This is a genomic window from Mastigocoleus sp. MO_188.B34 (assembly GCF_030065675.1).
In the GTDB taxonomy this organism is placed as follows: domain Bacteria; phylum Cyanobacteriota; class Cyanobacteriia; order Cyanobacteriales; family Nostocaceae; genus Mastigocoleus.
This window is the reverse complement of record NZ_JASJDK010000042.1, coordinates 39,472-58,066: the sequence shown is the minus strand read 5'-3', so window position 1 is coordinate 58,066 and position 18,595 is coordinate 39,472. Positions and strand designations below refer to the sequence as shown.

The window sequence follows — 18,595 nt, the reverse complement described above, 5'->3', positions numbered from 1 at the left end:
CGCATTTCTCAAGTTGAAAATGTTCCATCTTTAGGGACAATTATTCGGGAAAAATCTTCTTCTAACCCATTTGGTTGGTCATGGATGCCTCAATAACCCTTACCCCGAAATTTTGAGGGGATACTTTTTGAACATAAAATTAAAACTTTTTCATTTAAAGAATTAGTGGCAAAGAGAACTCTTAAAGATTGGTTAAAAAGGGAAATAGGTATTAATGTCCCAATTGTCATTTCAATCCTATCAAAACAAATAAATAATAGTATACCAGCATCTATTAGACTTTTTAATAATTCAAATTTAGTACAGAAAAATGGTACAGGTCGTCCGAATCTTTACTCTGGCTTTCTAGTACCGTATATCAGGGTGCAAGCCAATCAGTCAATGCAACAAATGAAAAAATCACCAAACTTTATCATAAATAAAATACGAGGGAGTAAGATCTACAGAAAAGAAGCGAATCTAGAACTAATTAAAGACCTATTAGATAAAGGTAAATCTGTAGAAGAAATTATCAAGGAAGCTTTTGGAATCTTAGAAAAGTCTAGTTTTGACTACTTTATTACCAAAATAATTGTCGATGGTTGTCAAAATAAAGCATTATGAGTGATTTAGTAGAAGATATTGTAAGCATAATGTCAAATAATGGATTAAGCGAAATAAAATCAAAAAATATAGATGATTTTATTGTCATTAAAGGAGAATTAAAGGATGGGTGTACTTTAGTTTTTCAAACTGATAAAGAAAGCAATCAAGAAGAGTATTGCACACTCTTAAATGACAAGAATACTAAAGGTAACGCTATATGGCGAAAAGTAAATGTAGAGAATTTTCAACAAATAATTGAATCTGCAAAAAGCTATATTGGTGAAGCATCAAGCAATAATTTACCTGAATCCTCAAGTAATAATTTATCTAAGGTTAATATCATTGTATTAGGAACTTTATCAATAATACTGGTATCCTTTCTGGGTTTTTTAATAGGTAGACTCAGTAGTCAGGACTGTCCTCAAAGCAGAAATGTTATGTATGAACTTGCCAGGTTTAACACGACGACAAATTATTCTCGGTAACTTTCCAGACCTTGAAAAGAAATTCTCCCGAGACGCTAGGATTGCTTCCCTAAACTGCGTTTCGGTCGTAATGATAAATCTATGTTCTACGGACACGCTATGCTAACGTTGCGTAAGTCCTGTTTATATTTAGTGAGCAGTCAAATAATTACTGAATTCACACAAAATTCTAAAAACCTTTGGGGAATTTCTGGTGTCGCTCCCCAATGTAAGTGAACATAAGATGCGTGAAGATTTGCGGGGAAAATCCACCCCTCATCACCCGTAAATTCTTCCAAGTCGTAGCGATAAGTTTGCCACAACGGTTTTTCGGGACTAACTTGTAGATGAGAGCGATGAAACTCATGTCCGCAAACGATTTTGCCTTTAGGTAGTAAAATACTATCTTCCAAAGCTACAGCCCGACGATACCCCAAACTTAAGCGTTTATCCATCACGGTTGTTGTTGGTAACACTCCCACCATCGACCAAGATTGACCAGCAAAATCGATAATTTGTTCGCATAGATACATTAACCCCCCACATTCAGCAATTGTTGGTATTCCCGAAAAAATGGCTGTTTTAACTGATAAAAGCACATTAGTATTTGCTGCAAGTTGTGAAGCGAAAACTTCCGGGAAACCACCCCCAAAATACATTCCCTGAATATTTTCAGGTAACTCAGTATCTTGTAACGGACTCCAGAAAACTAATTCTGCACCCAACTCCTCAAGTAATTCGAGATTTTCTTGGTAATAAAAATTAAAAGCTTTGTCCCAAGCGATCGCAACACGCGGAGCGTTAGACGCGGCTATACCGAACAGCTTGCTGCGTTCAAACGCAATTTTGGTTGGAGGATTGTTAAAAGCCCGCGCCTTAGAGTGATGTGGTAATTGGTAAGCGGTAATTGGTAATTGCTCAAAAACAAAATCTTCTGTTTTTTGTTCACCTTTCTCCCTGCTCCCTTCTCCCTGCTCTCTTCTCCCTGCTCCCTTTCCCATTACCCGTTCCCCATTACCTACCTCTAGAAGTGATAATAATCTTTGCCAATCAAAGCAAGTTTCTCCCAAACTAACAAGTCTTTCAATTAAAGTATCCATTTGGGGAAGTTCTGCTGTAGGTATTAAACCCAGATGGCGATCAGGAATTGCGATGTTATTCTGTCTTCTTAATACTCCAAAAATGGGAATTTGTAGCGGTTCGAGAGCATTTTTGAGTAAAGATAAATGGCGATCGCTACCAACTCTATTTAAAATTAGTCCGGCAATATTTATACTTGGATCTAAACTGCAATAACCATAAACTATTGCCGCCACGGAACTAGATAACCGACTGCAATCAATTACTAAAACTACAGGTAAATTTAGTAACTTAGCAATGTGGGCAGTACTAGCTAAGGATATGAATATTGGGGATTGGCTATTAGGAATTGGGGATTTGGTAAAAACCTCTTCCTTGTCACTACTGCACCCTTGCTCCCCTAATCCCATGCCATTTTTGGAAAAAGGAGTTACCCGACCTACTCCATCAAATAAACCCATTACACCTTCAACCAAGGCATAATTGACATTTTGGATATGACGAGCAAAACACTGTTTTACATATGTTTCTGAAGTTAATATGGGGTCTAAATTACGACAAGCACGCCCCGTCACATACTTATGAAACATTGGGTCAATATAGTCAGGACCGACCTTGAAAGATTGCACTTTGTTGTAGCGTTCGCATAAAAACGCCAGCAGGGTGAGCGTAATTGTTGTTTTGCCCACCCCGCTGCGTTCTCCTGCAATAATTAAGGCCATAAGTCAGAAAATTAGGAATTATAAGTTATGAATCATGAATTATAAAACTTACTGATGTTTTTACCCATAATTCATCCATTTTTTAACTTTTGACTCCCAACTAATGGCTTATTTATTGGTGACTTGTGACTACGAATTTGTTAGCTTAAGCATTTTGACTGTGAGTGCAAGACTTTCTTCAAACAGCGCCTCACGACCCCAACGTTGTACTTGCTTAGAAAGTAAGGATTCTGCTTTTTGTTCCGAAAGTGAGGTTACCTGTTGAACTACTCCTGCAGATTGAGCCGCACCATGAGTTTCCATGCGCATACAACCGCCGGTTTCAGAACAGATTAATGTACCACAGTTTGCCTTTGGATTAGTAGAACCTAAACGAATAGCAATTAAGTCCCCAACAATATCACCAATATCAGCAACAGGAACCCCTGCTAACTCAGCTTCTATTGGTCTTTGGTCTGGTGCTAATAGCTTGACTTTTGTAATATTATAATCACCAAAATCCTTTTCGTAACTAACCGGACGCCAATTTAAGCGACTTGCTAACCAACCTAAGAATAATAGGGCTTGGGCAGGATTACCTTTTTCATAATCGATGTTCACCTTATCAACTTCTGTGAGAGCATCGCGGCGCTGTGGTGGATCATATGCTTCTGCAGTTAGTTCCTGCCATGCAGAAATACGTCCCCAGTTAAGATCGGCTAAAGGAATTTCTTTTTCTACTAATTCTTGCAAGCTGAGTAAGTCAGAATCGGGCTTGTTAAAATTACAAGAATCAACAATAACGTTATCGCAAAAATCCCCTAGTCGTTTAAATAATTGGTTATTTGGATCCGGAGTTGCTTTCCACCAAAGAAACTTAGGTAAACCACCAATCAATAATTCCGGAATCATCCCACCAACACGTTCTAAAGCTGCTGCTGTACCTGTGATAGTAATATATTCGCAACATACTAAAGTACTTGATGATTGCTTTTGAATGGGACAATAAGCTGAAACTTGCGCCTTGACACCGGTATCTTCCCCAGCCAAAGGAATTAAACTAATAATCCGACAGGGATTGCGCAAAGCAATTTCGTCAGCAATTCTGGGACTACTAGCGCTGGAAGTATAAGATTCCTCGCCAGAAGCATTCTTATTTTTGTTACTTAATTCTTCACGCAGTCGCTCAAGAGTTGCTGAATTTGCTTTACCAGTACGCTCGAGCCCAAAAGCTTTTTGAGCATCTCGCAGGGCGGAAATCATTTGTGGTCCGAAAATTCCATCAATGGGACCGTTATAAAATCCTAAATTAGCCAACAAATATTGAGTTTCCTCTGGTTCGTAAACCATCAGAGTAAATGTTGTGGCTCGTGTAGCCGCAGGTAAAGCTCCATCTTCGCCAGCAATCCCGTAACTTTGCCAAATTTGGTTAAGTTCCGTTTCAATTTCTGTGAGCGAAACATCTTTCGGAGCCTGAAGTGAAAAAACCGTAGGAGCTTGAACAGTCATAATAGGTTTGAGTTTGAGTTTGAGTTTAATTTTTAATTTTTGGGTTTTATTTAGAGGAGTTATGAGACAGGAGTCAGGAGTTGGGAGTTAGGATCTAGAAGTTAGAAGTGAGAATTCCGAAGGAATTTTTTGATTCTACTTGTACTTACATTGCTCTAAGTTTTGTTTGGTTTGTACTCTTTCCTGTAAGACATAGAGAGCGTCTTTACAACGCTTTCAAGACAAAATCCCAAGAAAATTATTCCTCCTGTCTCCTGACTTCTGAATTATTTTTAAAGTCGCCGCCAGCGACGACCATCTTGGTTAATGAGAAATTCTGCTTCTACTGGACCCCAAGTACCAGCCTCATATTGGGGAACAATTTTTGGGTCTGCAGGTGCATCCCAAGCACTTAAAGCCGGAGTAACAACTTGCCAAGCCGCTTCTACCTCATCTCCCCGAGTAAAAAGTGTTTGATCGCCCATCATGCAATCAAGGAATAAGCGATCATAGGCATCAGATTTGGCTTCAATACCAAAGGAGCCATAGCTAAAGTCCATATCAACAGAACGGGTGCGGAAGTCTCCCCCAGGCATTTTTACATCAAATCTTAAGGAAATACCTTCATTGGGCTGCATTCGCATTGCCAAAACATTAGCACTTCTCTGTTGCGCCGCTGACTGAAACATGCGAGAAGGTACTTCGCGGAAATGGATAGATATCTCGCTGACTTTTTTGGGCATTCTCTTCCCGGTTCGCAGATAAAAAGGAACTCCTTGCCAGCGCCAGTTATTAACAGCAAACTTCATTGCTACAAATGTTGGATTGACAGAATTTGGGTCAACTCCTGGTTCTGTTCTATATCCAGGAACTTGCTCTCCTTTCATCCAACCAGCACTATATTGACCACGTATTGATGAAGATGCCAAGTTTTGTACGTTTGCCAATTGAGTCGCTTGGAGAACTTTAACTTTTTCCGTACGAATACTGTCAGCATCCATGGAATTGGGAGCTTCCATTGCTGTTAAGCAGAAAAGTTGCATTAGGTGATTTTGCAACATATCCCGCAGCGCACCGGAAGTTTCGTAATAGCCAGCGCGGTCTTCAACACCTACGGTTTCTGCTACGGTAATTTGGACGTGGTCAACAAATTGACGATTCCATAGAGGTTCAAAAATCGCATTAGCAAACCGAAAAACTAGCAAGTTTTGAACGGTTTCTTTACCTAAGTAGTGGTCAATGCGATATACCTGATCTTCCTTACATACTTTTTGCACTACTCGGTTGAGGCTTTGAGCAGAAGCTAAATCGCGACCAAAGGGTTTTTCAATTACTAGACGATGCTTGTAGGGATCTTTAATCATTCCTGCAGCACCTAATTGCTTAATTGCCTCAGGGAAAAATTTTGGTGCGACGGAGAGGTAAAACATCCTATTACCTCGAGTACCCCGTTTCTCATCTAATTCACTTAATAGTGTATTCAGTTTTTGGTAACTTTCAGGGTGATCTATATTACCAGAAGAGTAGAATAAACCTTGGGAGAAGCTTTCCCACATTTCCTCTAATGGAACGTCACTATGGGCTTCTTCCATACCTTTGCGCATTTGTTCGCGGAAGTACTCATGACTCCAATCTCGACGTGCAACGCCAACAATTGTGGTTTCGGGTGGAATGCGCCGTTCTCTTCTCAACTTATAAAGTGCTGGCACTAATTTCCGCCAAGTTAGGTCTCCGGAGGCACCAAAAATAACAATGATTTGCGGCTCAGCCATTCCTTGCTGTTGTAAACCGACCCGTAAGGGATTTTCTAACAGATTAACCATAGCAATTTCGTTTTGATGAGATTTGTTGTGATGAGGAAATTGTGAACTTAGGAAATTGTGAACTTAGGAAATTGTCGACTTAGATTTTTGCGATAACCCGGTCGAGGATGCACGAAACGATCGGCGGAGTTACCGCAAGTGCGGCTGGGCTGATGCCTTTTTGCGCTAATGATATGTATGTTCGCAAAGTGGGGCATAAAAACAGACACACAATTTTCTATAAAGTCATATGAGTGCTAGGAATTGGGAATTAGAAGTTGGGAATTAGGAGTTGGAAATTATAAATTGGAAATTTGTATTCTATTTCTCCTTTCTGAAGCAGATATCAAAACTCAGAAGCATCAAAAAATCACAGGGTGTCTATGAGGATATAAATACCAGTAAGCTATTGATTAACTTGCTAACCGTTTCTACTCAAATTTGCTGGTAGTTTGTAACATAACAGCCATTTTTGCGAAAATCTTAGATAAGGGTAAGACATACTTAAAATAAGTAGGGCTTTGCGGCGCTAGCTTACTATTTGTTTGCCTTATTAGATGTAATTCCACAAATGTCTTAATTTTTGAGCAGTTTATGGATTAAATCCCATCAGAGTAAGTAGTATGCTGTTATTCATCTACTTAGCTCATAGAGGAAGTATTCCCTGTTTTGCCGTGGGTCATTGATTTATGAAAATTTATACAAATTGAGCTTACTGCTAGCAATAAATTTCCATTTTTCTAGGATCAACTCCCTAGTATCAGTTCCCAGAGTCAGGCTATAGTAATCCCAATTCAGTGACCATTTTGAATAAAGGATTCTACCTTAGCAACATCTTGCTTACTACCAATAATCAGTGGAGTACGTTGGTGCAATTTGGAAGGTACCACATCTAATATGTCTTGATGCCCTGTAGTTGCTCTACCTCCTGCCTGCTCGATCAAAAAAGCTAAAGGAGCTGACTCATAAAGCAAACGTAACTTACCTTCTGGCTTTGGTAATGTTCCGGGATACAGGAATACACCACCCTGCAACAAAATTCTATGAATGTCACTCACCATTGCTCCACTGTATCGTGCTGTATAACCTTCCGTACGGTGGACATAGCGAACATATTCCCGAATTGGTTCATTCCACTGCCAAAAATTACCTTCATTGACACTATATACGGGACCATGAACCGGAATCTGAATGTTTTCTTCTGTGAGAATAAATTCTCCTAAGCTTGGGTCGAGGGTGAATGAGTGAACCCCTTTACCCATGGTATACACCAGCATTGTACTTGGACCATAAAGGATGTACCCTGCAGCAATTTGCTTGTGTCCAGGTGTCAATAAATCTTTAGCATCACCATCAAGGTCATCACCTTCTTGTTTGCGAATGGCAAAAATTGAGCCCAAACTGAGATTAGTATCGGTATTTGAAGAACCGTCAATTGGATCGTACAGCAAACTATAACGGCCAATGGGACAATTTTCAGGAATATAGTATGGTTTATCCATTTCCTCAGAAGCTAAGCGGCATACTAAACCACTTTGCTTAAATACAGAGATAAACACGTCATTAGCATAGACATCCATCTTTTTGACGGATTCTCCCTGCACGTTGACTTCACCAGTGAATCCCAAAACACCTTCCATTAACCCAGCATGACTCATACGACGTGCAATTAGTTTGCCTGCTAAGGCTATTCGATTCATCAGGGCGCTCAAGTCTTGCGCCTCTGGGGAAAAATTCTGAAATTGTTGTAAAACATGACGTGACAAAGTTGTACAGTCGCGGTCTAAACTTTTATCTGTACCTTTATCCATTGATAACTCCAAAGATTCTGCTGCTTTAGTCATGCGTTTATCCTCGCTGCGGACTACTAATTAAACTGCAGTTTTTTCACAACACCTTGGTTGCTGACTCTATCTTAGAAAGCTTATTTCAGAACTCAAATATGATTTTAGATAAACTAAAGAAACTCAGCTTTTTTTTCGAGCGCATCATTGATAAATAGTCATGCAGTATACATTTAATCCAAGAAATATACTGTTTTGGCTATTAAATCAGGTTTAGTTATTAAATCGGAGCTTAGATCTAGAATGAGACGTGCCTCCGGCGATCAAATTGAGAAATAAGGAGTTTATGCCGTATAAATTACGTCAAATTATCGCTGCAGTATTTTTCGTGAAGGCTAAAGGAGATGGTGATGTATGAAGTTTTGTTGTTATCTAATTCTCCTTTTAAAGCAGCCTGTGTAAGTGCTATAAACATTTTCGTATTTTATTCTGTTATGGAAATAATCACAGAGTATTCTAGACCCATAACTCGAACCAAGTTTGACATTAACAAGTTTGACATTAACTTTACCCCAAGGGGTATATCGTTTACAGATATAAGTTTTAATTCTACCCACCTTACCTTAATAAAGTCTCGAAAATATATTAACTTATCAAAATTAGTGTGGCAGAATTAATTATCTTAATTTTATCCAAAGTTACTACTATTTCATTCTAAAAGTTAAAACAATATTCAATACCTGTAATGTAATTATCTAGCAGAAAAAATAAACATTCTACTCTCAAAAAATACAATAAGAAAGGTGACAAATTAGGGACAAACAAACATTAAAATAGGTTAACTTAAATCAAGTATATTTTATTTTTTATTATCAATAAAATAATTTATTATAAAAGTCACAAAGTATAAAAAGAAAAGCTATAAAAAGAAAGAGTATAAATAACTATTGTAATAGCAAAAGCCGACCAGCCGTGAGGTTATTAATAGACCCCCTGCGACTTGTCGGAATTTAGTTTATTTATTGGTAAAAATCTAAATTATTTCTAGTAAAAAGTGACTTTTGAAGTCTTGCATGACTAGAAAAAAAGTTATTTAGATAAGAGCATAATTAATTATTGCGTAACATCTTGGGGCTTTGCCCAACTAGTGCGTCGGTTATCTTCCCTTGGCTTAGCTTTATTGACTCTAATTTGTCGACCCATCCATTCAGCACCATCGAGTTCAGAAATAGCTTCATCCTCTTGTGCTTCTTCTGCTAGATCGACAAAAGCGAAGCCACGCTTACGCCCTGTTTCACGATCTGTGGGTAGTACCGCTCTTGTAACTTCGCCATAATCAGCGAATACAGCTCTTAAATCTGCTTCAGTAGCGCGGTAGGAGAGATTACCAACGTAAATAGTCATGTGGATATACTTGAGTTAAACAAAAAGCAATTTATTTACTAGAGAAAACAGATTTAAATAATAAAAAATAATTCTGTTTTCCTCAATAATTATTGAGAGGCAAATAAAATATAAGTTTGCAATTTATATAATTTCTGCTGTACTTACTAGTTTGCCTAAATGTGTGAGAATATTCAGTGTACGCTTATATAATAACTGATTGCCCTATTTTTCTAGGTATGAGAAATTACAAATGCATTTAACTTAAAATCAGCCTCACTTATATATTTTTTAACTAAAATTATTATGTATAGTCTCATGTATAGTAGTTGCTTGACTATTGATTTTATTCAACTTGAAACGTATATATATTTACTATTTATCGAATAAATTATATCGAGTTATTTTAACTTGTATATTTGAGAAATTTTAGATGAACTTAAGAAGTAGATTATTTATTATTTATTCATTGATATTTTGTGATAAATGTAAATAAGCTATATCTGATAACACGATTTTATTTTGTAATAAATCATATATTTATCAAACATAATTCTGCACTCTAGCTAACATAATCTTATTAGGATTTAGTACATGTACTGTTTTTATTAAGCTTAATTCTTACATCTTCCCTCTTCCTTCTTCCTTCCGCCGTTTGCATGCAGCAAGCTGTTAGCGGTAGCGTGACTTTAGTCATACACGCAGTGCGTCCAAAGGCGATAACCTTTGAAAAGAAAAACCGGACTCTGGAAAGACCGGATTTTAAAATATATTTTTAATTAATGAAAATCAGGACTAACAATAAGTATGTGATTCCCATCTATTAGCCAGTAATATTATTTGTTGCTTGCAAAACACAAATTTTATCAAGTTTTATTCGATAGAAATTTGTTGAGGACCTTTAGCTTTACCATTGTGTGACTCGTTCGGAGGATTTGTATTGCTGTTGTGTCCAAGTTGTTCTTCAAGCCAACTTTTTACCGGATCCTCAGCAAGGTTAAGTCGAAGAGCACCAGAAACAAAACCACCCATAAATGAAAGAGGATGCTGCGTAAATTCTTTAAAGATAGGTGTTAATTCATCTAGAAACATAGCTGTTTTCCTAATGCTGTTCGTGGATAGTTAACTAGATTTACTAGATAGCAAATACCATGTAGCAAAATTAGTCACTATTCTCCAATTATAGATAATCAGTATTTAGACCGGGAACTGAAGGAAATTCTCAGGGATAGATTTTCCAGGTTTGACTAATTTGTTGATAAGACTAAGTTGTTGATAAAATTCTCAGTAGACTAACATAATTTCAAGATTTTAGGAAAACTTTATTGTTCAAGTTTTGAATAAAGTATCTATTTTCTAGACGCTTACTCTCTAAAACAAGGAGAACCCAGTCTCATAAGAAACTAGGTGTTCTCCATTTTCTACAATCTTGGTTCCACTTCAGGTAACATGCACTTATCCGAGTCACATCCAGCAGGACCTGCTTCTATTAGTTCGCCAAAGTCATAACGGCTTAAAGCTGCGTGGAAATCATTATTTTGGCGACGTTTCTCCACTTCTTGCATTAAATCTTTGTACTGCTCTTTAGAAATTGGTTCAAATGGTAAGCGGGGAAAAGTTTGGTGATCGTCAAATCGTGCGAGAAGTGCGGCACTAATGTATCCCCGATCGTCTCTGATGGCTTCATATATGCGGGTACCTAAAGATTCAATTTCAGGTTCTCGTAATTCTATAGTGGCAGATGTATTATGAGTTACATAGAATTCTTGCACCTGCATATAGAAATCCATTTGGGCTAGGGCAGTAAATTTACTAATATCAATTTCATCTGCACCCGGTAAATCAGCCCAGGGTACGGCGACGGGAATTTCTACCAACCATTCAGTACAGCGAGGATCGAATGGATCGTTTAGCAAATTACCATTTTCATCTTTATCAGACTGAGAAGGTACAACAGAATAACCATAGTCAATACAAGCTAAGGCTACAGGATCGTTTTTCCGGAAAGTAATCCGGCGAATGAATCGCTGTGCTTTCGGGGGATGCCATCCCGGCGAAGCTCCTGTAAGTAAAGATTTGGTACCAGAAGGTTGAACGGTGGTACAGCGGTTGGGTCGTTTGAGATTGTGGCGATCGCAGTAATCCCAAACTACGCGATGTACAATTTCTTTCCACATGCTGAGATATTCTTGCTCTCGGCGCTTAAATGCCAACCCTTGAGGGGTTTGGGGTCTTCCTGCTTCCCACCAGCGCAACCAATCTACTCCGAAAGCTCGGACAAAGAAATCAAATAAGCCAGTGAAGGAAACACCAACAATCGGATCTAATTCCCGACTGTACTGGTAACGCGGTTCGATAAATTTGTGATTTAATAATCCGGCTACGGATAATGCACCTGCAGTAAAGGCTTCTTCTTGTTCTTTGTAATTTTCGGGGTCGATTTGATTTAAGTGTATTTCGCTAAGGTTACAGTGAAAATTACTACCAATTATTTCCCCACATGGGTTTAAACCATATCTTTGTAAACGATGCTCTAATTCATCTGTATCTAAATTAGAATATCTTTGCTGTAACCACTGCAAAGCATTGTCTTGTTCGTAAGCTTGGAGAAATTCAGTTTTTAATTCAGGAGTTGGTAGTAAATCACGGTTACCTCTTGCAATAGCTTCACCAGCCCATTGAATTGCACCTTCACCACTGTAATATTGTTTACGAACTGCATTAATACATTCTTCTAAACTGGGTTTTTGATGAAATACTCTGGTATGGTTTGCCATCCTGAGAGCATCTCTTTCGGGGTCGATGCGCCAATTACCATCTTCACCTTGTTGCCATAAATTAGCTTTTGCATCGGCAAATGAGATATCTTCCCTATTTCCTTGACGCATTCCTGCACTGTTATGGGTTAAATATCCATCACAGTAAAAACAGTGAGCTTCTTCTACTTCGATATCGTAAGTTTGTACGTAATCGTAACTACCAAGTCCCTTAACGGTAACTGGAATATCCAGCGAAATATCTGATTCAGCTATGTAACGCTCGTAATTAGCATCAACTTGACGATTCCCAGCAAAACCCATTTCTCGCATTTCGCTGTATGTATAAGTGTCCCGCATTACAGTACCGGGAACTGTAAAACCATACATTTTTAGCCCTTGCTTTAATTCTCCTTTGACACTGTGGGGAGCAATCAGAGCATTGTAACGATCTTTGAATGCAGGAATTTTCAAATTGTATTTAGCTTGCCATTTTTGCTTTTGCGGTTGGGTAATTGAAATCCTACCAGCAATACCCAAACTAGATAAAACTGCAGCAACCTGTCTGATGAATGAACGGTAAACCGTTGTTACTAGATGTGGGGGACGGTTCTTAACTGCACCATCACTATCCATCAATCCTGCTAAATAAGCCGCTCGAATATCTATCGAACCCTGCAAGATAAAATCAGGTACTTGTAAAGGAGTATTTGGTTGTTTAATATAACGATGAAAATATTCAGCCAAGCGAATTGATGAGCAAACTGATTTTGCTGTATTTTCACCTTTGACTATGCCATGAGAAGCTTTTAATTTAAATGAAGCTAAAGCAATATTAAGTTTCTCTTGAATGCTAGTAGTAAGCTCGGTATCTAAAGCGTTCATAGCCCATTCCACACGCCCATAGGGTTTACCGTGCTTATTGCGACCCAGTGCGACATAACCATCACCATGGGTAAAACCAATTAGCCAAGCAATTTCTGATGTAAGTTGTGGAATAAATAATGGTTTGGCAGTATGACTTTGAACGGGTCTCGATTGAGTAAAATCAGCAGGTAAATTAGTTAATGCACCTGGTAATACTTGCTTATTATGTAAAAGACGATCGCCTTCTACTAAACTTGCCATAGATTTCCATTCAATAGCACCTTGAGCATCTGCAAGAACAGCTTGTCTGTGGTTTAAAGTTGCCCGAGGAAAAGTAGCATTTGTTTCTACTTCATAAACATCTTGAAAACCTTGGTCAAATTTATCAACTACCCGTCGAAATCCTAAGGGAGTTTGCACTAAATCGCCAACTTTAACATCACGAATAGCTACTAGTCCTTTAGATGTATGAACCAAAGCATCTTCGGGTAAACAGCGCCGAATATTTCCCGCGACGATAGTTACAGCCGCTTCATCAATTAACAAACAACATTCAACTGAAGTTAATCGTCTTCCTACAGCTTTGTTGAGAATTGACGCACAGCGCTGATAAAGACCGGGTAATTTCACCGGATTTGCAACACCACCAAAACCTTGAAGGGGTTCACCAGCATTGCGGACATCACTAATATCAACGATTACTTCTACAACACCCTCAAATCTTTCATCAGAGGAAAGTTCTAAAAGACTTTGATAGGAATCCACCCAACCTTCACGACTATCACCCACATGAATGATGACGCGATTTTCCTCAAATTTAACTTCTGTGGACTCCCGGCGTTGTTCAACCGGTGTTTTACCAATTTCTCCTTGCAGTGCAAGGTTGATACGATTGCGAATAGAAGGTAAATGACTGATATACCTTGGTTCTATGACTGCTCCTGTCCCGCAGCCCATCATGGCTAAGCCCATCATTAACCCAAAAGCACTCCAGTCAGTCAGGTTAGTGGAAGTACAATTGTATGCCCCAGAAAAATTTTTGGATTTGGCTAACCAATCAGTACCACCAACCCACAACCAACGTCCGCTGGGTAAGGCTTTCAAGTTACGCTGCATTTTATCCAATATTGCAGCTTCTTCAGAACTGAGTTGAGCCAAATCGACTAATCCCTTCAGGGTACGGGAACACACATCATCCCATGTTTCCCTCACTCCTGCCGTCAAGCGACGACTGTAAGTTCTAAAAAATACAGGATTAGCAGCTGGGGCAGTTTCCGGAAATTTTGCACTCTGGTATTTTCTTTCAAGCTCTCGAACCATTTTGGGAAACCTTGTTGTTCTCTGACAGATTAAGACTATACGCTAAGTGGTGGTAGCTAAGAAAGAATTGCAAAATAATCAGATCTGCGGTAGACCCATAACAAAACTCCAGAAATAAACCTGAAACTCATAAAACATGGGGATATGAAGAATTGAGGAAATTATGAAAAAGTTTTATTATCATCTCCATTATCTATTTCCCACCTTTAGTTCAAGTAAAAATGTCTCTTGCCCCTTGGCGTTCTTACCTTGCTCGCGCTCTGCAAAAAAATCGTTCCCAACCCCATAGTCGCTATTTTCAACTAGCAACGGTTCAAAGTGATGGATATCCTGCTAATCGCACCGTTGTATTTCGTGGCTTTCTTGAAGATAGTAATCAATTGAAAATTATTACTGATGTGCGTAGTGAAAAAATTATCCAAATTCACCATCAAGCTAGAGGGGAAATTTGTTGGTACTTTACAGTGACCAGGGAACAGTTTCGTTTAGCTGGAGAATTAACTCTAGTCGATTACAACCACCCCGATTCCCGATTCCAAGCAGCGCGACATTCTACTTGGGAACAAATTTCTGATAATGCCCGATCGCAATTTATTTGGGCAAATCCAGGAGAACCGAAAAGCACTGATACAGGAAATCTCCCAATAGGTAATTCTGATATAGATAAAAGTAAACCTTTAGATAATTTTTGTTTATTACTACTAGATCCTGTAAAAGTAGATCATTTGCAATTACGGGGCGACCCCCAAAATCGTTGTTTGTATATTCTTGAACATTCTGGGATTTGGAATACTACTGAAGTTAATCCATGAGTAATGAGTAACAAGTAAAAAGTAAGAAGTAACAAGTAATAAAATAAGTAACAGTTAAAAGCCGGTCAGAGCAAATTCTGTTTTTAATTTTAATATTCATGCCCGGAATAAATTTGTTGAATCTCTTGACTACAGAGCTAAGTATCGCTTGTTACATTGCGATCCAATTAATTATCACTCATTACTCATTACTCATTACTCATTACTCATTACTCATTACTCATTACCGAGATACTTGCCAATGACTTACTGATAGATCGGTATTGGGCTGAAATTCTACTTGGAATTGAGCAACAGCTGCTGGATCCAAGTTTGATGTTTGGGCAGTTCTAGTAGATTTGTACAAATGCGGTAAGGGAGTATCTCGAAAGTTTTCTAATGCTGCCTCATTTAAAGGTTCATAATCGGTAATGGATCCTTCTCCATTCACCGCGACGCGATATTTCAAAACTTCCTCAAATTTCTGCTTTTCGCTTAACTTCTCACGAATATTTGTTTCCAGATTTTTTTTTAAACTATCAACCTTAACTGGATCTTTAATCTGAGTCCCAATAATTTCTCTTCCGTAACCATGCCAAGGAGAAACTTGCAAAATCCCTTCAGGAGTAAAAACTATCCTAAATTGAGCAATTGGTTCGCTTCCGACTGGATTGCGCTTATTTGGATTGTAAAGTAATTCAGGAAGTGGGGTACGTTCTAGATGGGTGTTAGCTCCCTGATTTATGGACTTGTAACCCAAAATAGCTGCATCAGTACCTACACCTACTCGGTAAATTAAATTTTCTGTAATCTGAGAACGATTATTCCAAGCATTATTTAGCTGATTGTGAACTCGACGAGTTAAAATCTTCAATACCGAACGATCAGTAATTTCCGGCACTTGACTCAAAAGAGCTTCTAAATCTTGTACTTGAGAAGATAAATTGTTTGCCGATTTTGTAGATGAACTATTTGATTCAGATATATTTGAATCAAGATTTTGTTCGCCACTCGTTTGCGAAGACTTAACTGCTGAGCTGACCTCTTTTTCCGTCTCAGGTTTTGGTGTTTGTATTTTCGGTGCAGGTATCAAAGCAAATATTGCAGCAGCAGCAACCAAACTAGAGACTCCAAGAGTTGCAGGTACAGCTTGCTGTACTACTGTTTTCTTTGAATTGTTATAACGTTTACCAACAGGCTCAAGTTGCAGTGTAAATTCTGGTAAAGTTTGGGTGTCAGCAAAAAACTGGTCGATTGCTTCTACTAAGTCGAAAAGTTGTACTGTATTTAAATTAACTTCAATCGGTGGTTTAATATTACTTTTGTCATAATCCAAAGTTGGTTGAGGTAACTCGGAATTGACAACCATTTTATGTTTGTTAGTATCTATTTTTTCAATTTGTACTAACTCCACCTCCGTGTTATGAGCTTGTGGATTTGGTACATTACTTAAACATTCCTGAGCATAGGAACTGGCGACTCTAGCCAAGCTTTCAAAAAATTCCCGTCCTCCCAAAAGTGGTTGATGTCCAGATATTTGACACTCCGCATTTACCAAAATAGATAATACGGGACGCAATTCTTGGATATGAGCAGCTTTTGAAGAATCACTCAAACCTTCTAGGAGTAGGGTGCAATTAGGCAAACTGTATTTACGTTGAATATTCATTCCACTTCACCGTCAAAAAGACTAATCCAGAACCTTTGCATTCCTGATGTACCAGCACAAAATAGTAATTGTCCTAACAAATTCATCGCCAGTTCATCTACTTTTTCATCGGAAGTTAATAATGGAAAACCAGCACGTCTGGGATTCATCCGACTCTTAAAGTGTGCTCTGAATCTTTCCAAGTAATTTGAAAGACGTAAATTTTGCTCGAGTGGTATTTGTTTTTCACTCAGTTGCTGATATATCATTAATAGTTGACGAATCACAACAGTCAATCTTCGAGCCAGATAACAGGCAATTACAACTAATGCTTTCGCTTCAGTTATACTTAGAGGACGGCGAATGTGTGCTCTACGCATCGGATTAGTGTTACGCAAACGCCAAAGATTTACTCTGTCTTTGATAATTATTTGTAGTTCTAACTCTTGTGCGAATGCCAGAATAGCTTCGGAACCTCCAAGCTCCAAAGCTTCGATTGCCAATAAAATTAAGTCTATTTGTACTCTGGTGCTACGGGGACATACCTGCCCTTCAATTACAGGATCTGGCAGATTTACCAAAATCATTGGTGTTGATTCAGGTGCTGAATTGTCAAATGGCGTTAAACTCGCGGAAACACTCATCCTCTAAATACCTTATACGGGTGAAAATAATTTAATGACAACTAATTAAAATAGGTAGCTAAACTAGGTTAATTGAATTTAATGCGATTTTATGACTGCATGATATATACATTACTTACCTTTTCAAATTAAAGTTTTCCGTATACTTACATTTAATTTTTGCTCTTACTATCATTGACCAAAATCAATTATTACAACTACATCCCTACCTTGGTGTAGATTATAACAATCGTCAATAACTACCAAAATCAAATCCAATTTCAAAGGTATGATTCCAAGGGTATGACATTATAGTGTACGATTTTCCAAGGATTTACGTTGATAAGAGCAAGCTTCCCGAAATAGGGAAGGGTCGCAAACAACAATAGTATTAAAATTCAACTTTTGTTGACAGATATTTATGGACTTGAAGCCTCTAATCCGTGATATTCCTGATTTTCCCAAACCAGGAATTTTGTTTCGGGATATCACTACGCTACTGCGAGATCCTGAAGGACTACGCCATACGATAGATTTATTAGCCCAAAAGTTTATGGAAGCCAATTTACAACCCGATTATGTGATCGGGATGGAGTCTAGAGGCTTCTTATTTGGTACACCACTAGCTTACAAGCTCGGTGCAGGTTTTATTCCTGTCCGGAAAAAAGGTAAGTTACCGGCTTCTGTTCATGCAGTGGAATACGAGCTAGAGTATGGTACAGACTGCTTAGAAGTTCATCAGGATGCTTTACAACCAGGAAACAAGATTGCAATTGTAGACGACCTGATTGCCACAGGTGGAACTGCAAATGCCACTGCTAAGTTAGTTGAAAAAGTTGGCTGTGAGTTACTGGGATTTGGCTTTATAATCGAACTGCGTGAGCTACAGGGACGGGATAGATTACCTGATGTACCAATTGTTACTCTTGTTGAGTATTAATCTCGGACACTCGGACTCGGACACTTTATATTTAAGTTAAGTTAATACTTACACTTTCGTTTAAATAGCGATCGAGTAAGTATTTATCGATTTTTGATTTTTTTGCTTTCCTTAAACCTCCTATCTAATGGAGGTCTTATGGAATTTATATAAGTTTGCATTACGAGACAGTTTTATACTTAAAATCATGAAACTAATGATACCTCATTGCTTTTTTTGACGCAGTATGGAAATTGGCAAAATTCTGCAAATAAGGCGTTAGAATCCAGAAGACAGAATCCAAAATAATTAGAAAGGACTTTATACTCACATTTTTTACTAGAAAATGACTAAAAAAATGTTTTAAATACAAATCCTGAAAAG

Annotated in this window: 13 protein-coding genes; 4 read left to right on the top strand and 9 right to left on the bottom strand. The window is 38.2% G+C overall.

Translation table 11 applies throughout. The features are described from left to right. Window positions 1-165 precede the first annotated feature (165 nt). Together QNJ50_RS12425 and QNJ50_RS12420 are read left to right on the top strand one after the other, a co-directional pair. The gene (locus tag QNJ50_RS12425; protein WP_300635702.1) at window positions 166-603 is read left to right on the top strand and encodes a hypothetical protein; all 438 of its coding nucleotides are present in this window, start codon (window positions 166-168) and stop codon (window positions 601-603) included. Next, on the top strand, window positions 600-1,070 hold the full coding sequence (locus tag QNJ50_RS12420) for a hypothetical protein (RefSeq protein ID WP_300635700.1): 471 nt from the start codon (window positions 600-602) through the stop codon (window positions 1,068-1,070). The genes QNJ50_RS12425 and QNJ50_RS12420 overlap by 4 nt, the downstream gene beginning before the upstream one ends. Window positions 1,071-1,210: 140 nt before the next feature. Here the strand turns inward: QNJ50_RS12420 and QNJ50_RS12415 are convergent, their stop codons facing one another. The 7 genes from QNJ50_RS12415 to nrdJ all read right to left on the bottom strand — a co-directional run bounded on the left by QNJ50_RS12415 (window position 1,211) and on the right by nrdJ (window position 14,230). After that, the gene (locus QNJ50_RS12415; protein ID WP_300635698.1) at window positions 1,211-2,851 is read right to left on the bottom strand and encodes a cobyrinate a,c-diamide synthase; all 1,641 of its coding nucleotides are present in this window, start codon (window positions 2,849-2,851) and stop codon (window positions 1,211-1,213) included. A 129-nt stretch (window positions 2,852-2,980) separates the two neighbouring features. Then, window positions 2,981-4,339, bottom strand: coding sequence for a glucose-6-phosphate dehydrogenase assembly protein OpcA (opcA, locus tag QNJ50_RS12410; RefSeq protein ID WP_300635696.1), 1,359 nt, complete (start codon window positions 4,337-4,339; stop codon window positions 2,981-2,983). Window positions 4,340-4,611: 272 nt separating this feature from the next. Further along, the gene (gene zwf, locus QNJ50_RS12405) at window positions 4,612-6,141 is read right to left on the bottom strand and encodes a glucose-6-phosphate dehydrogenase (protein ID WP_300635694.1); all 1,530 of its coding nucleotides are present in this window, start codon (window positions 6,139-6,141) and stop codon (window positions 4,612-4,614) included. 773 nt (window positions 6,142-6,914) lie between these two features. Beyond that, the gene (fbp, locus tag QNJ50_RS12400; RefSeq protein ID WP_300635692.1) at window positions 6,915-7,964 is read right to left on the bottom strand and encodes a class 1 fructose-bisphosphatase; all 1,050 of its coding nucleotides are present in this window, start codon (window positions 7,962-7,964) and stop codon (window positions 6,915-6,917) included. 1,053 nt (window positions 7,965-9,017) lie between these two features. Then, entirely contained in the window at window positions 9,018-9,308 is a 291-nt protein-coding gene (locus tag QNJ50_RS12395; RefSeq protein WP_027842511.1) for an RNA-binding protein, read from the bottom strand. A gap of 852 nt (window positions 9,309-10,160) precedes the next feature. Next, complete coding sequence (locus QNJ50_RS12390; RefSeq protein WP_300635689.1) at window positions 10,161-10,379, bottom strand: hypothetical protein; 219 nt, start codon at window positions 10,377-10,379, stop codon at window positions 10,161-10,163. Between the two features lie 329 nt (window positions 10,380-10,708). Continuing rightward, a complete protein-coding gene (nrdJ, locus tag QNJ50_RS12385; RefSeq protein ID WP_300635688.1) occupies window positions 10,709-14,230 on the bottom strand; it encodes a ribonucleoside-triphosphate reductase, adenosylcobalamin-dependent in 3,522 nt (1,173 codons plus the stop codon). A gap of 221 nt (window positions 14,231-14,451) precedes the next feature. Here nrdJ and QNJ50_RS12380 point away from each other — a divergent pair, with 221 nt between their 5' ends. Then, a complete protein-coding gene (locus QNJ50_RS12380) occupies window positions 14,452-15,042 on the top strand; it encodes an Npun_F5749 family FMN-dependent PPOX-type flavoprotein (protein ID WP_300635687.1) in 591 nt (196 codons plus the stop codon). A gap of 223 nt (window positions 15,043-15,265) precedes the next feature. Here the strand turns inward: QNJ50_RS12380 and QNJ50_RS12375 are convergent, their stop codons facing one another. Further along, complete coding sequence (locus QNJ50_RS12375; RefSeq protein WP_300635686.1) at window positions 15,266-16,690, bottom strand: DUF4335 domain-containing protein; 1,425 nt, start codon at window positions 16,688-16,690, stop codon at window positions 15,266-15,268. Further along, window positions 16,687-17,313 (bottom strand): DUF3038 domain-containing protein, encoded by a 627-nt coding sequence (locus QNJ50_RS12370; protein WP_300635685.1) that lies wholly within the window; start codon window positions 17,311-17,313, stop codon window positions 16,687-16,689. The genes QNJ50_RS12375 and QNJ50_RS12370 overlap by 4 nt, the downstream gene beginning before the upstream one ends. Before the next feature lie 400 nt (window positions 17,314-17,713). Between QNJ50_RS12370 and QNJ50_RS12365 the strand changes: the two genes are divergently transcribed. After that, complete coding sequence (locus QNJ50_RS12365; protein WP_300635684.1) at window positions 17,714-18,232, top strand: adenine phosphoribosyltransferase; 519 nt, start codon at window positions 17,714-17,716, stop codon at window positions 18,230-18,232. Window positions 18,233-18,595: the final 363 nt, after the last annotated feature.

Coding starts and splice junctions, on each gene's coding strand:
- QNJ50_RS12420 (WP_300635700.1), top strand. CDS start 600: ATGAGTGATTTAGTAGAAGATATTGTAAGCATAATGTCAAATAATGGA.
- QNJ50_RS12415 (WP_300635698.1), bottom strand. CDS start 2,851: ATGGCCTTAATTATTGCAGGAGAACGCAGCGGGGTGGGCAAAACAACA.
- opcA (WP_300635696.1), bottom strand. CDS start 4,339: ATGACTGTTCAAGCTCCTACGGTTTTTTCACTTCAGGCTCCGAAAGAT.
- zwf (WP_300635694.1), bottom strand. CDS start 6,141: ATGGTTAATCTGTTAGAAAATCCCTTACGGGTCGGTTTACAACAGCAA.
- fbp (WP_300635692.1), bottom strand. CDS start 7,964: ATGACTAAAGCAGCAGAATCTTTGGAGTTATCAATGGATAAAGGTACA.
- QNJ50_RS12395 (WP_027842511.1), bottom strand. CDS start 9,308: ATGACTATTTACGTTGGTAATCTCTCCTACCGCGCTACTGAAGCAGAT.
- QNJ50_RS12390 (WP_300635689.1), bottom strand. CDS start 10,379: ATGTTTCTAGATGAATTAACACCTATCTTTAAAGAATTTACGCAGCAT.
- nrdJ (WP_300635688.1), bottom strand. CDS start 14,230: ATGGTTCGAGAGCTTGAAAGAAAATACCAGAGTGCAAAATTTCCGGAA.
- QNJ50_RS12380 (WP_300635687.1), top strand. CDS start 14,452: ATGTCTCTTGCCCCTTGGCGTTCTTACCTTGCTCGCGCTCTGCAAAAA.
- QNJ50_RS12375 (WP_300635686.1), bottom strand. CDS start 16,690: ATGAATATTCAACGTAAATACAGTTTGCCTAATTGCACCCTACTCCTA.
- QNJ50_RS12370 (WP_300635685.1), bottom strand. CDS start 17,313: ATGAGTGTTTCCGCGAGTTTAACGCCATTTGACAATTCAGCACCTGAA.
- QNJ50_RS12365 (WP_300635684.1), top strand. CDS start 17,714: ATGGACTTGAAGCCTCTAATCCGTGATATTCCTGATTTTCCCAAACCA.